The organism is Cohnella kolymensis (genome assembly GCF_000829465.1).
Classification (GTDB): domain Bacteria; phylum Bacillota; class Bacilli; order Paenibacillales; family Paenibacillaceae; genus Cohnella; species Cohnella kolymensis.
In genome coordinates, this window is record NZ_JXAL01000024.1 from 57,662 (window position 1) to 71,925 (window position 14,264).

General features: G+C 43.1%; 15 protein-coding genes and 3 pseudogenes. 2 read left to right on the plus strand and 16 right to left on the minus strand.

What is annotated here, in order from left to right:
• Positions 1-87: 87 nt before the first annotated feature.
• Positions 88-1,548, minus strand: coding sequence for an aldehyde dehydrogenase family protein (locus tag SD71_RS15325; protein ID WP_041064949.1), 1,461 nt, complete (start codon positions 1,546-1,548; stop codon positions 88-90).
• Positions 1,549-2,246: 698 nt separating this feature from the next.
• Between SD71_RS15325 and SD71_RS15335 the strand changes: the two genes are divergently transcribed.
• Positions 2,247-2,582, plus strand: coding sequence for a transposase (locus tag SD71_RS15335; protein ID WP_082034279.1), 336 nt, complete (start codon positions 2,247-2,249; stop codon positions 2,580-2,582).
• 131 nt (positions 2,583-2,713) lie between these two features.
• Here the strand turns inward: SD71_RS15335 and SD71_RS15340 are convergent, their stop codons facing one another.
• Together SD71_RS15340 and SD71_RS15345 are read right to left on the minus strand one after the other, a co-directional pair.
• Positions 2,714-3,199 (minus strand): DinB family protein, encoded by a 486-nt coding sequence (locus SD71_RS15340; protein ID WP_041064953.1) that lies wholly within the window; start codon positions 3,197-3,199, stop codon positions 2,714-2,716.
• A 281-nt stretch (positions 3,200-3,480) separates the two neighbouring features.
• Positions 3,481-3,834, minus strand: a complete 354-nt coding sequence (locus SD71_RS15345; RefSeq protein WP_235427149.1) for a hypothetical protein — start codon at positions 3,832-3,834, stop codon at positions 3,481-3,483.
• Positions 3,835-4,055: 221 nt separating this feature from the next.
• Here SD71_RS15345 and SD71_RS15350 point away from each other — a divergent pair.
• Positions 4,056-5,249: pseudogene (locus SD71_RS15350) on the plus strand (IS110 family RNA-guided transposase).
• Between the two features lie 389 nt (positions 5,250-5,638).
• On the opposite strand, the gene SD71_RS15355 reads toward SD71_RS15350, so the two are convergent.
• The 13 genes and pseudogenes from SD71_RS15355 to SD71_RS15420 all read right to left on the minus strand — a co-directional run bounded on the left by SD71_RS15355 (position 5,639) and on the right by SD71_RS15420 (position 14,218).
• Positions 5,639-6,085 carry a hypothetical protein gene (locus tag SD71_RS15355; RefSeq protein ID WP_041064956.1) on the minus strand — a complete coding sequence of 149 codons (447 nt, stop codon included), beginning with the start codon at positions 6,083-6,085 and terminating at the stop codon, positions 5,639-5,641.
• Positions 6,086-6,464: 379 nt separating this feature from the next.
• Positions 6,465-6,896, minus strand: a complete 432-nt coding sequence (locus tag SD71_RS15360; protein WP_041064959.1) for a GNAT family N-acetyltransferase — start codon at positions 6,894-6,896, stop codon at positions 6,465-6,467.
• Between the two features lie 207 nt (positions 6,897-7,103).
• Complete coding sequence (locus tag SD71_RS25980) at positions 7,104-7,340, minus strand: YiaA/YiaB family inner membrane protein (RefSeq protein ID WP_326998767.1); 237 nt, start codon at positions 7,338-7,340, stop codon at positions 7,104-7,106.
• Between the two features lie 57 nt (positions 7,341-7,397).
• A pseudogene (locus SD71_RS25985) lies at positions 7,398-7,580 on the minus strand (YiaA/YiaB family inner membrane protein); the annotation flags it as partial.
• A 678-nt stretch (positions 7,581-8,258) separates the two neighbouring features.
• Complete coding sequence (locus SD71_RS15370; protein WP_041064966.1) at positions 8,259-8,636, minus strand: nuclear transport factor 2 family protein; 378 nt, start codon at positions 8,634-8,636, stop codon at positions 8,259-8,261.
• Between the two features lie 249 nt (positions 8,637-8,885).
• The gene (locus SD71_RS23685) at positions 8,886-9,242 is read right to left on the minus strand and encodes a hypothetical protein (protein ID WP_041064968.1); all 357 of its coding nucleotides are present in this window, start codon (positions 9,240-9,242) and stop codon (positions 8,886-8,888) included.
• A gap of 35 nt (positions 9,243-9,277) precedes the next feature.
• Positions 9,278-9,445 carry a hypothetical protein gene (locus SD71_RS24040; protein ID WP_161793403.1) on the minus strand — a complete coding sequence of 56 codons (168 nt, stop codon included), beginning with the start codon at positions 9,443-9,445 and terminating at the stop codon, positions 9,278-9,280.
• Positions 9,446-9,811: 366 nt separating this feature from the next.
• Complete coding sequence (locus tag SD71_RS15385) at positions 9,812-10,222, minus strand: VOC family protein (RefSeq protein WP_041064973.1); 411 nt, start codon at positions 10,220-10,222, stop codon at positions 9,812-9,814.
• 381 nt (positions 10,223-10,603) lie between these two features.
• Positions 10,604-11,398, minus strand: coding sequence for a hypothetical protein (locus SD71_RS15395; RefSeq protein ID WP_052476300.1), 795 nt, complete (start codon positions 11,396-11,398; stop codon positions 10,604-10,606).
• A gap of 161 nt (positions 11,399-11,559) precedes the next feature.
• Positions 11,560-12,015, minus strand: coding sequence for a GNAT family N-acetyltransferase (locus tag SD71_RS15400; RefSeq protein ID WP_041064978.1), 456 nt, complete (start codon positions 12,013-12,015; stop codon positions 11,560-11,562).
• A 350-nt stretch (positions 12,016-12,365) separates the two neighbouring features.
• Entirely contained in the window at positions 12,366-12,689 is a 324-nt protein-coding gene (locus tag SD71_RS15410) for an ArsR/SmtB family transcription factor (RefSeq protein WP_041064985.1), read from the minus strand.
• 22 nt (positions 12,690-12,711) lie between these two features.
• A pseudogene (locus tag SD71_RS15415) lies at positions 12,712-13,050 on the minus strand (DUF1801 domain-containing protein).
• 139 nt (positions 13,051-13,189) lie between these two features.
• On the minus strand, positions 13,190-14,218 hold the full coding sequence (locus SD71_RS15420; protein WP_041064988.1) for an S-layer homology domain-containing protein: 1,029 nt from the start codon (positions 14,216-14,218) through the stop codon (positions 13,190-13,192).
• Between the last annotated feature and the right edge of the window lie 46 nt (positions 14,219-14,264).

Sequence of the window (14,264 nt, forward strand, 5' to 3'; positions counted from 1 at the left end):
CGTGATCATGCACAAAAAGAGGGGTGCCAGAAAAGCCGCAAACGCGCGGCTTTGATGCTGCACATTTATGTCCTTGGATTTTAAACATTAAAATGGAAATACTCGTGGTCGCTTCTGTACCGATACCCACCGGACGGACGTAAACTCGTCCAATGACCATTCCCCGCCGTACCGGCCTACTCCGGATGCCTTCACTCCTCCGAATGGCACTGTCGGCTCGGCATTGACGCTTTGGTCGTTCACATGTACCATCCCTGTCTCAATTTGTAACGAGACTTCCACACCATGCTCCAAATTCCGAGTATAGACAGATCCACTTAATCCGTATTCGCTTTCGTTGGCCAAACGGATGGCTTCTTCTTCGCTTTCTACAGGCAGAATTGCGGCAACAGGGCCGAACGCCTCTGTTTGGGCAATGGCCATACGGTTCGTCACATCTGCCAGAATTACCGGCTCCATCACATTTCCTTTCACGCTTCCGCGTTTGACCACCCGTGCCCCTTGTGAAATTGACTCATCGATTAATTTTTGAAGTCTTTCGACCTCTGAGTGAGCGATTAACGGCCCAATAAACACCTCTTTATTGGAGGGGTTGCCCACCTTCAGCTTTTCCACTTTTTCAGCAAACTTGGTTACAAATTCATCGTAAAGCTTGCGGTGTACGATAATCCGGTTCAGAGACATACAAATTTGGCCTTGATGCAGGAATTTGCCGAATACGGCTGCACTGGCGGCTAATTCGACGTCCGCGTCCTCGAGCACAAGCATCACATTGTTGCCCCCCAGCTCGAGCGCTGTGCGTTTGAGATGTCTGCCGCATAATTCGCCAATGTGCCGGCCCACCTCGGTAGATCCTGTGAAGGAAATCACCTTTGGCAAAGGATGCTCGACAAAAATATCACCGATTTCAGCGCTGCTCGCCACAGTGACATTAAGCAATCCCTTTGGAACACCTGCCTCTTCGAAGACTTTTGCAATAACCAGCCCGCCAGAAATCATGGTCTTATTGTCCGGTTTTACTACTACCCCGTTACCGGCGGCAAGTGCCGGTGCGATGGCTCGTATCGAGAGAAAAAGCGGAAAATTGAATGGGCTGATCACCCCTACAACCCCGACAGGTAAACGATATACGCGATTCTCTTTACCAGGTATGACCGAAGGCCGAATTTCCCCTGTCATGTTCATTGGAAATGAAGCATAATAGCGAATGTCTCCGATAAACATATCGACCTCCGTTTCCGCCTTCAAATGCGAACTTCCTGTCTCGGTAGTAAGTATTTGAATCAGGTCTTCACGCCACTTCTCTGCAACCTCTGCTGCCTTCATCATGACGGCAGAGCGTGTAAACGGGTTGGCGTCCCACCATTCGACCTGCGCTTTTGCAGCCGCGCGATATGCCTCATCAATATCCTCTTTTGAAGCTAATTGGATCGTTACCAATTCCGATTCGTCGAACGGATTCCGGTTTGTATATTGCCTCTGACTGTTACCGGTACGCCATTCTCCGCCAATGAACTGTCTGTCCCAAGCTTTAAAATCGACGGCCATGTTAAGTCCCCTTCATCAAACTTTCAAGTTTTACAACAGGTGCCCATTCGTTAGTTGTTTTTCTTCATCGTGTAAAATATACATTCGAAAGTTGCTCACCGAAGAGGAAAGACTTACTGAAAACACTTTAATCCTACTGGTCGGATCACACGCAAAAAACACTGGACACATCCTCATGTAATCCTAGTTATGCTGCTAGTCCCCGAGGCAAAAAAACAAAAAGAGCCTCGGCATATGCCGAAGCCTATCGATTGTCACACTGTTTCCGACTGTGCATCTATGATTTACTGAAAAATGAGGCTGAACGTTGAACTATCGTACCCGTTCGTATTATGAGGTCACCAGATCTTTCTGTTTCGCTGCGTCTTCTCCTTCAGTTCCCGACATCCGTGAAGGTGCTGCGGACAAGCAAAACAGAGCTTGTCAAAGCGATTAAGGCGCTTACTCCTCGTGCGCGCTCCGAGCGCTGGGCGGAAGAACGCGCAGAAAAACTAATCGCAGCGGCCGAGCGAAATCCCGTTTAAGCATGTCACCATGACCAGTCACTTTGTCAATCTGGAGATCCTTGTTCAGTCGCTCCTTCAGTACCAAGAGCACCTATCCAATCTGGAAGCTCAGAGAGATGCTCTTGCTGAAGGCATTGCTGCTTTTGATCTCTTACGCTCCATTCCCGGCATTGGCAATAAAATTGCGGCACAATTTTATCCGAAGTCGGCGAAATCGAGCGGTTTGGCAATGCAAAAAAGCTGGTGGCGTTCGACGGCCTGTATCCCAGCGTCTTCTCGTCCGGGAAGTTTACGGCAACCCGGAATCGCATCTCCAAACGCGGTTCCAAGCGTTTGCGACTCGCACTCTTCCTAGCGGTTCGCTGCGGCCTCAGGCTTTCAGCAAACAAAAAGCTCAAGGCATTCTACGATAAGAAGAAAGCCGAGGGCAAAGGACACAAAGTTGCGATTATCGCTTGTGCAAATAAGCTTCTTCATTGGATATTTGCTCTTCTGAACGACAAAACGACGTTTGTGGATCTAGCTTAGAGGCACTTTTGTGCATTGAAATAAACTTACAACAATTAACCCAATTGGTAAATAATTTTTAAGTTTTCACAATTCATACCGTCCAACTGAGAAAACAAAAACGGCTGCCACAGCAACCGTTACTCCACGTCTTAAATATCTGTATTAGGAGGACTGTAACCCAGGTGCCGAGCCATTGATACGATTTGTCCCTTATGATGAAACTCATGCGTCTCGGTGTGGGTCAACAACCATAGCGGAGTTGTACTCCAGTGTTCCTCCTGCCACTTCACCTCATTTGCGATGTTTTCAAACCACCGAGCATTGAATTCATCTAAAAACCTTTGTACTACCTCGTCTACTAACTCAAATCTGGACTGAACTTTATCAACATCTGAATGCTCAATATCGTACTCAGAAGCGAACGAAAAATCAGCTCGTTTTTGTTTAAATGCAAATGATCCAAGCCAGTACCGATAGCAATCAGCAACGTGAATATGGGTTCTGATTATACTTGCTTTCCCGAAGTTGGGCACCGTATTGTGTAACTCTTGAAAGGGAATTTCTTTCAAAAATTCAAACAAAGTTTGTCTTGCGGATTGAATGAAGCCGTATTGTTTCTTCAATACATCTAACATTCGCCTTCAATCCTCTCTTATAATGATATTTCACATTCTCACGAACTGTCTTCGCAATTGCCAAAAACAAAATAAAAAAATACGACGCCAATAGACAGACCAATCAAATAATAAAATCACCCCATATCTCTCCTAAGTATAAAATCACCCTTATTTAGCATCAATTGTATCATTTCACTATCCTGCCCCGTTAGCGGAGAAGGCCACCGATCGCTTAGTTCGGCAGCCTTCGTTGATGTTATTGAAGAAGATGCTTTGCAGAAGCAACCGCTATTCCACTATCACTCTCCGTTACTTAAAGAAGATTGTACCAAAAGGTTACGTTTCTCTTTCTTTTCTATGAAGTCTTCTTCACTAATCTCACTCTTCTCAGTTAATAAAAGTGATTGGAATGCTTCAAATAGGCCTTGTATATCTTTTTGTTCGTTTATAATGTTCATACTTTTGTTATATTCATCTTCATCTTTATACCTTGTTATTTCTATCCATTTTGTATCATCATCTTTGCTATTTAGATACATTGTATGAAAATCTAAATACCGACCATAAATTTCTGAGGCTTTGTCTTGAATGGCTAAATACTCATCTACCTTATCTTTTTGGATGTGGTACTGATAAATTTTAACAAACATCATATTCTCCCCCCAATCATTAAACATCCATATTGAAATAAACTACCCGCGTTGAGTACATAAATCGTTACCGAAACAAACCGTTTTTCCACTATCGTACCCGTTAGAATTCCTGTGGAACGAATATATTGGAGTTTGAATAAAAAAAGAGTGCCTCTGTACGATGGGAGTACGAAACGGGTCTACAGCCCTTAAAAAATCCCACATCAGGAGGTCACTCTAATATGAAGTTTAAGGCACAAGATAAGCAAAATCAACTCATTGAGAACATCACTGGTAATCACCTTGTTGTTGGTGTAGATATAGCTCAGGAAACCCACGTTGCTAGAGCTGTAAACTTTCGCGGCATTGCCCTGGGTAATCCACTGGAATTTAGTAACGACGAAGCCGGCTTCCAATCTCTCGATCGCTGGATCCGGAACTTACTAGCTTCGTACAAGCTAACCAACATAATCGTCGGTATGGAGCCGACAGGACACTATTGGCTCGCCCTTGCCCATTGGCTTAAGGACAAGGAGATTGCAGCGGTACTTGTTAATCCTCACCTTGTCAAAAAGAACAAAGAAAACCGCGACAATACACGATCTAAAAGTGACAAAAAGGATGCGCTTGTCATTGCAGACATGGTGAAAAATGGCTACTACTCCCCTGTCCGTTTCCATTCCACAGAATACGAAGAACTGCGAGTAATCATGGCAAACCGAGAGACCGTTGTTAAACGGCTCGTAAGCGCAGTGAATCAGATCCACCGTTGGGTCGACATTGTGTTCCCTGAACTTAGACAGGTCTTCAAAATCTTAACTTGCAAAGGTGCATTGACAACTCTTCGGCTGTTTCCACTTCCCGCCGATCTATGTAAATTAGAGCCTGCCGATGTAATTGCGGGGTGGAAAAAGTCCATGAAACGTCACTCTGGTGTGCGTAGGGCTAAGTTGCTCATCGATCTTGCTGACTTAGCGAGTACTCAACTGCAGAGAATCGAAGCTGAAGCCAAAACCGTACTTGAATGAATCCCCTATGCGGGTAAAATCCTTGCCATTACTGGCGTAAGTGCGACCGCTTTAGCTGGCGTTTTAGGGGAGTCCGGTGATCTCAGCGGTTATGCCCACGGGAACTCACTACTACGTCACGCAGGCCTGAATTTGACCGAGGCAAGCTCTGGGAAATGGAAAGGCCAGATGACGTTGAGTAAACGAGGCCGCCCACGTCTACGGCACTTCCTCTACCTAATGACGATGTGCATGGTTATGACCAACAAAGAATTCAAAGCTTTGCATCAACATAACGTTCAGGTTAAAAAGCTTAAAAGAATGAAATCAATTATGAAATTATGCGGAAAGTTGGCCCGACTTTTAGTCGGTTTGGCACGTAGCGAGGAAACTTACAAACCGGATAAAGTGTTTGCACTAGCAGCTTAAAAACAAAAACACGCCTCACGCAAGTTGGCGTATTCGCAGGATGACAAAGAAAGCACGGAGTATCGGGATATGTTACGCAAAAGGGCTATGACCCGTTCCGTTAGAAAGACCGACCTCCACCCCTTAGATAGGTGTAACGAAGGAATGAAAGGGCTAAGACCCGTTGAGACATGGGAGTGAAAATCGCTAAGGGCAGCGTGGAGAATACGTGCAGCATATGGAACAAACTGGGTGGATCTACCCCCACCTCTGTTCCCGCATGCCCTCATCGGCTAAACCTAGCTATCCTTGCTCTCTGCATTCCATCATCCCAATCTAAAGGGGATGAAATCCTGCGAATACACGAGCTTGCGTGAGGAATTCAAATGAGGGAGCGTAACAAACAACTTTCACTCCGCCCATTCTTTGTCTAACAACCATGGAAGGTTCGCTTCAAATTCCAGTTGAATAATGGGTTCAGGAAAATCTGGATCTACGCATCTTAATTCATAACTAAAGCCTATATTAAAATCTTCAACCTTAGTTAAATTCACATTACTCCACATATCAGTAATTACAGTCGGACCACTCACAATCACGCCAACAATATGATACACACCTAAATAAAGAAGTCGTCCATTTTCAGGAACACCATATGAAGTGTAATCACCATCTTTAAATGGATCGATTCCGAGTTGCTGGAAAAATGACCGCACCCCATTATTCTTCTTGAGATACAGCCGATAATTCTGACAGCTTAAACAATCACATTGTATTTCGTCATCCATGTCATTATAAAATTTAGATGTTCGGTCGAAGTCGACTTCGAGTATCCAGTCATTAAGACGGATTTCCATTGTTTCTGAAACACACTCCTAGCTCAACTTTATAAGTCGAACAGGCTGCCGATTCTGTCGCAACCTGGTGTCATTGTGCTATCGTACCCCGTTAATTTAATGAGCACCTTTGCTGCTTTTGAACCGAAATACGAGCATAATCACAAAAACAACAATTAATAAAAATCCAATACACGCTGTTAGAAAAGGATAAATTACAGGGAAGATTATATTTAGATAACCATGAGCAAAAATGTCTGTGTGATAACCCATGGCCATAAGACCAGTATTAGAGAGCGTGACAAGTCTCACCCCTAACGGATGTCTGATCGGTCCAGGTAGCCGAAATTCTCTTCCCATATACGGTCCTTGTATAGGTGTAGAAAGTCTTGCAACCTTGTTATGTAGTCCATTCCTCACGAAGCATTCCCATCCGAATGGAATCATAATAATTTCCTTTATAAAGACGGCACTTACGTATACAACCTTCCATCTTCATTCCTAACTTCTCTGCACAACGAACCATTCTTGGATTGCCAGACCACGTGGTTAACCCTATGCGAACTAAAGGCAAAGAAGACAATAAGTAGTCTATCCATAACCTTAACGCTTCCGTGCCATATCCTCCGTTCCAATATGCAGCTTGCAGTAAAGTCTTCATTTGTTCGCTTAATTGTTCGTATGTCTGAAAATTTAATGGAAAATAAGGGGCGTCCCAGTTTTTCCACTCGGGAAACTCTTCACCATAGATGAACGCCCATAAAGTGTGAAGATCTTCAGTTGTGATATTTCTCAGTGTCACTCTCTCGCCAGTTAATATGATTGAGTTCATAAGTCTTATAGAGACCTCCTGTACCCGCTTTGTTTGTTGTTATTCTTCATTGGGGATGAAAGTCCTTTCTTTCAATTTGCCCGTTGCCTAACAAAAAAAGCAGGCTGCGATGGCGACGGTTCACCGCGCTGTCAGTATCGGCAAGTTTAATGAAAAAAGTCCATCCATTACAGGATGGACTTCCTCATATCATTTGAACGACCCATCTTACCCCTGAATGTTCCATCTGGCATCTTGCTCGGCAAGAATCTCGTTGTCTTCTGCGTTATCTCTCGTCACTTTCTGAACGCCAATGGCGCTATATGATATCAACAGAATAACAGCTATGTAATATCCCTTTACATTCAATTCAAACGGTGCGTTGTAAAGGCCAATAAAGAACATCGCAAACCCGATAATCAAACCTGCAAAAGCCATACCTGTGAAAGCTCCTGTGTTCCTCATCCGGTGTTTCGGGTTTTCCAAGCGAATGTCTTTATCCTCAGTATTGTCTCGAACGACCTTCTGCACAACGATGCAGGTAATCGTAATCAACACCATGCAAAGCAGATAATACCCTTTCACATTCAATTCCCAGTCGGCGTTGTACACTCCCAGACAGAATAAAAAGAGACCTGCGCTCAATGCAAAATACGATGCCGCCGTGAAAGCAGGCGTGTTCCGTTTGCGATATCTCTGATTCATCTAACGATTCCTCTCCCACTTCAGAATAGAAAGACCTACATCTTTCTCCACTATACAACGGAACATCGATAAAATTCTACCCTGCAATTGGTGGGTTTATGGAAATTTTAGGGATTTTGTAACTAGGTATGCGTGAAAAAATGAAATAGGAACACGAAAAAAAACTTTCCGTTACTTATGGTACAGTTCATCTTATTTTTACTAAATGAATCTGCCCGTTAGGTGAACATGCTGCCGAAATTTAATATTATCCCCTTTGAGTAGACAGTGCGAAAGAAGCGCACTAATAGTTCCATTTGATTGCTTCGAGTTCTGAGATTCCTTTCATTGTTCGTATCCATTCGATATTACCTGCAAACAGTTCAGTACAGCTAAATTCAAGCTGTTTAGTTTGCTTACCTAATATGCATTCAAGATACCCTGTATAACGCGTAGGCACTGCCCGTTTTAAGTTCCGTATGTGAAACTGTCTAACCCCCAACGAATAACTATGTCTCCATCAGCAAAGATTGCTTTTAATTTTGCATACGCACCAATATCATCTTCTGCTATCTGAAGGATTTCAAACTGTGGAAAGCCACGATTTCGTGTCATAGTTACTCCCAAGTAAAGGATAATATTTTTAATTAAGCAATTGGCGGCGGCTTTCGCAGGTATTGGAATATCGTTTAATAAGTTTCATTTTTCTAATTCAATATATTCTCTAAGTAATTTCCACTCTCCACTTTCTCTTCGCCAAACAAACATACATTTCGCAGTATGAGGTATATTATTTATCTTGTTCGTTTCTGTCCCTACTACTAAAAAATCCTCTCCATCCTTTCGTTTAGTAATAGAAACTGGTTCAAAACTTTTTTCGGCATCATCATATTGTTTTAAAACATTGTTAATATCATAGTTATAATCATATTGTTCAGGTTTATCAATATTGGAATGAGCCCAATATCCAACGAAATTTTTAGACATGAAATTCCTAATTTCATCACCATTTTTGCTTATAAATGCTTCATTCCAACACTTAAAATACCCCTCCAACACTTCTTGTATATTATCCATTAAACTTCCTCCTTTATTAAGTTTTACAATTAATTATCAGCAATTTCACTTGGACTCAGGCGTTCACCGACATGATGCCCATAGATTTTATCTCAATAAAAGAATGGATATCACTTGCCACCATTTTCAAAAGAATATATGAGGAGTCCTAAGTGGATTGCTTAGAGTCCACTATCTCCCTTTAATCTCGGTTCTTATAATATATTAACAAGTCAGTCCATCGATTATTCTCAAAGGAAAACTCTTTCCTCACACATTCAAACAGAAATCCTGTCTTTTCAGCAAGCCACGGAAGAGTGAATGGACTAGATAGTACTCGCCGTAGATGGAAAAGAAGAGCAAAAGCAGCAAAATCACTGGCAATACGGCAATGTTTTTTCGATGACGAAAATATGATCCACCGACTTTATAAACGAAGACCAACATAAATAAATAAACGGGGATCGCAGGATAAATGAACAGTATTCCCAAGTTTCCATTGCCTGAAATACCGTGTCCTTCTCCTCTATATCGTAAGGTAAATAGATCGACCAGAAAAAATAAGACAATGGCTAGAAAAAGAGAAGTAGACAGCACAATCAAGCTGATCTTGAATTGTCTCTGCATTCATAAATCACCCTCTTATAAGGTGTTGCCACATATTACGTTATAAATTGAACTACTCCAATGGAAATCGATAAGAGTATAAGCACAATAAAAAATCCTAATATAAAATTTAAAAGTCCCGAGGTTTGTGATTTACGTTGAAGTTGTCTCTCAACACTGGCCAATCGCTCTTTAAGCTCTTGTATTTCTTTTTCATGTTCCATGGATTTAGCCCCCCTGCATAGCCACTCGGCACTAATTTAATCCTTTAGAGTCTTTTTAATGATTTTGAAACCAAAGATCACCAGAATTATTAGTCCAGCTGTGTTCAATATGCTTTTCAGAAAAGAATCAATGCCAAGAATGTTAACAATCAATACATCATGAAGTTCGGGGAGAAGCATGAATACAACTCCGACAATAAAAGACACAAAATCACTTAACAACTTTGGCAAAATAGCCACCTCTGTTCTGTTCGTTTAACAAACCGTTTACAGCGTTATTCGATGGCTTAATGAATATTCCTGCACAACAAAGGCCACCGTTCGTCACGGCAGCCTTGTGGTTATCCAGTAATGTAGGTGATTTAATCAGGACTGGCCCGCTTGCGGCTCGGAGGTGAGCATCCAGCTTACCCCGAATTTATCTGTTAATTCGCCGTAGAATATGCCAAATGGCTGAAATTCAAAAGGAAATTTCACATTACCGCCTGCCGCAAGCTTCTCGAACGCTTCTCTAGCTTCAGCTTCTGTGTTGTATGCAATACTCAGTGAGATCCCTGATCCTTGAGTAGGCGGCTCAACTGCATCAGCCATAAAAATATTATTTTCTCCAGCAACTGCTATACACATATGCATGACTTTATCCTTAAGCTCATTTTGTACACCCGTTGCCTCTTCATGAGTCAGCACGGAAACGACCTCTCCTCCGAGCGATTGTATGTAGAACTCAGCTTGAGACCTCGCATCCTCGGATATAAGATAAGGCTTCAAAGTTCCCATTTGATATCATCCTTTCGATCTCGTTTTAGAATTGTACAAGCTTATTCTGTCACAAATGAACATGTTCCGTTTCTTATGGATTGCTATTTTGAAAAACTTCCTCAATGTATTTATTTAGACGATCAGTAATGTAGATTTTCTCCCCATTGTTAATATGTACGATTCCATCAATGTAACCATTAAATTGATCAATAAGAGTATTACTCCCTGTGTTTGCTTTACTTCTTATTGTTATAGCAAAATGCTTGCCTGATTCAGAAACACTTGTGTTTCCTAACGCCTTCTTGCCTAACCGTAACTCATTGTAAATAAACTTAATGTCCTCTATGTTTGATACTGTTGTTGTTTTCCAGTTATCAGATATATTAGATATGTCCATTACTAATGGATGCCGATAAAAGGTCCAATCATGTACAAGATAGTGATTGTTTTTAATTTATCCGTTCCCGCTGCACCAGGGCTTATGAGATTCTCCTCTGTCCAGTAGCTAATGCGGAACGATGTGCCATCGTCTAAATGAATGCGGAGAAACTGCCTCCCTGTGTCACCGAGTCCTTTTCCTTTTTTGTATATTTCATCGAAACCCACATATTCCAACGCAAGGTATTCTTCGATGAACTCACTTACCGCTTCTTCAGTAAAATACGAAAGATGATGCCCGTCGTACGTGCTCTCGAAGCTTATTTTGGATACTCTTCCCTCAATATCATATACGTCGGAAACGGTATGAGCTTTTGGGTTCCCATCCGATTGATATAGCTTCTCTCCAGCGAGAAGCCGAAAAGTCGATTTATAACCCACAACTTCATATACTTTCGTTCCTTTAGGCAAGAAGGTTGCATCCCCGCTCTTCATTTTATAGCCCATGCATGCGTTATCGGCTAAAGTGTAGCCGATCTCGCCAAGTTCCTTACCCTTAACGAGCTTTGAAACATCCTGTGAGGTGAAAATCGAATCTGTTTCTCCAATATGGCGGTACTGGATGTCATTCCACATTAAAGCGTCAATATAATCAATCTCAGCGTCGGGGCAATGCTTAACTTTGGGATCTTGAATGTCGGCCACGCCGCGGAGATTAACTGAGTCCGCTGAAGCGGCATTGGGTTCGGACCTCGACGTACAACCAGAGATACATACGGCTATTAACAATATCAAATAGACAAACTTTTTCATCATACCCATATGCCCCTCTCGTACATTCAAAGATCCACACCTACATAAACGCATCATACTGATGTAAAGTTACCGATTTCTACCACATACCGGCCCATTAGTGTAATAAAAGCCGCCAGCATGGCGGCTTTTGCTTGATATTGAACTATCTTCGTCAACTGAACTCATAATTCCATTGTCATAAACACACTATTTGGATCCTCAATGTAATCCGAAAACGGTTCACAATACTGAAACCCAAAACTTGCATATAGTCTTCTAGCCGGTTCGAAAGCATCCATTGAGCCCGTTTCCAAACTTAGACGCTGATAGCCACGTCGCTTGGCTTCTTCAATAATGTGTTCAAGCATTCGCTTGGCAACACCCTTCCTTAAATGTGATGAAGAAGTCCGCATTGATTTTATCTCTCCATGTTGACCATCAAGTTCCTTCATTGCCCCGCAGCCAACTATTTCATCTTGTTCCCATGCACTCCAGAATGTGATTTCCGGTTTTTTCAATCCTTCAAGATTTAAGGCGTGTACGCTTTCCGGCGGGGAATGAGTTGCCATACTCTGTAGATGTTCCCCGATTAATGCAGCCACTGCAGTTCCAGTTAAATCATCTCGTTTAATATCCAGCCCAACTCACTCCACAGTCTCTGTCATATTCATATTTTGTCGAAAAAATAACCTATAACAACCCAAATTACTAGCAACAATATGATTAGAGCAATTCTTTGTCTCATTGTCTATTCTCCATTGGTTAATTTCAAGGAAAAGGTTGCTCAGCCGCCCGCTGACATACTGTTAACATAAAAAGCACCCCGAAGAATCGGCGGCTGCCGTCTAAGGGTGCTCTCCATAGCTGTTGCGAATTATTTCTGGCTTGCCAGGTAATCGGCGAGTTGATCGAAGGTACCACCCAAACCTTGCTGTACATGCGGCCGCATTCCTTCAAAGGCCGTGTGTTCGTCAGCTGTGAGGAGAAGTTACTTCTTTGCTTCTTTTTGGAGTTCATTCAAATATTCCTCCAGCCGATCCAATCGGTCTTCCCACAGACTGCGGAACGTTGCCAGCCAGGAGTCCAATTCTTGGAGAGGCTCGGGCCGCAGGTTGTAGATCCGGCGGTTTGCTTCGGGGCGTACTTCAACGATTTGCGCATCATTAAGAACTTTCAAATGTTTGGAAACCTGCGGTTGCCGGACATGGAGCCGGTCAGCGATTTCTCCTACGGTAAGTGGACCGTCACGAAGCAGTTCGACCATGTGTAATCGGTTGGGCTCGGCGAGCGCACTCAAAGTTGTAGTATTCATATCTGCCCCTCCGATCTTTGCGTTATAGAGAACCGGATGCCTTTACTAGAAGCCCGGCAAGCATTTCATAATCGGGCGAATCCCCTTCACGGATTTTGAGTCATTTCCACTCGGCAGGACCTTCAAAACCCTTCGGAAATTCAACACCATCAGCATTCATAACCATAAACGCTATGGCATCCTTAGAAGGGGAAATCACCGCTGCGTAATGCCCATTCTTCAGGAAATGCGGCTTCTTGTACTGAATCCGTTCTTCGACTTCCGGAATGGATTCACGGACCATCAGGCGATGTTGATTGGAAACGTTTACCTGCCACGGGTGATTAAGGCATTCGATAAATGTGGTGACCTCCTGGTTCATTGATGCTCTCCTCCCTCCTTAGAATTGATTTTCCTCATGGCAAATATAACTTAAAAGGAATATTCCTGTCAAGGAATTTTTTAAAAAATACAAAAATAGACCGCAGTCCTTTAAAGGATGCGGTCCTTCCGTTCACTAGTTATTTACTCATGTACATTTTCCATGTACCGTCAGTCGTTTTCATCAAGTAGTAAGAGCCGTCAGCGTCCATCACGTCCGTCATGTTACGGTCTCCGTTGGTGGCAGTGACTCTGATCTTGCCCCCTGTAGATTGAACTACAGCAAATCGATCTGAACTTTTAACGACCTTGAGATTCTCTTCAGCAACGATCTCATATTTGATGGTTGCACCTTGTGCAATCACTTCTTGATATTGACTGATGGATTCAAGAGAGTCTACTTTTTCGAATCCGGTGTAGTACTTGTCCCAGTTGATCTGATCAATCTTGCCGGCATTCATTTGATCCATAATTTCCTTGTTAGCCGCTTGGACTATGCCGACGAGTTCGGCTTCGGCCGGTAGATTCTTCTTCTCCAACATCACAGCACGGTTAAGTACGACGATTACCTGGGCACGAGTTGCTTCCGACTTAGGAGAGAAAGTCGTGGCAGAGGTTCCGCCGATGAGTCCCGTCGCACTTGCTTTCTCAATATAAGGTGCAGCGAAATAGTTCGACGGCACATCTTTGAACTTCGTCGCGCCGGTTTTAAAATCAATAGAAGCTTTCGCCTCATAGGCGCGGACAATCATCGTTGCCATTTCAGCACGGGTGACAATCTTGGTTACTCCAAACTCCGTTGGAGACACGCCGTTCACAATACCGAGAGCACTTGCGATACGGATGGAGTTCGAGTACCAAACACCCTTTTTAACATCCTTAAACTCTTTACCGGCTTCATCTGAGGAAAGACCGGCAATGTTAACGAGCATGACGGCAAATTCCGCACGGGTCATTTTGTCATCGGGGCGAATGTCAGTATAACCCTCTGCGTCCAAGTTACCTCGGATCAGGTCGGCTTTAACGAAATTCTCTATTTCAGCTTGGGCCCAGTGGCCCTCAATATCATACGGCGAATACCTTTCGATAGGTTCCTCAGCCGCGAATGCGGGAATTGCCAGACAAAGCGACAACGATAGTAACGCCAACGTACTATAAAACTTCTTCATGCACATTTCTCCTGTCTGATATGAAAGTCTAAATAATTGTAACCGA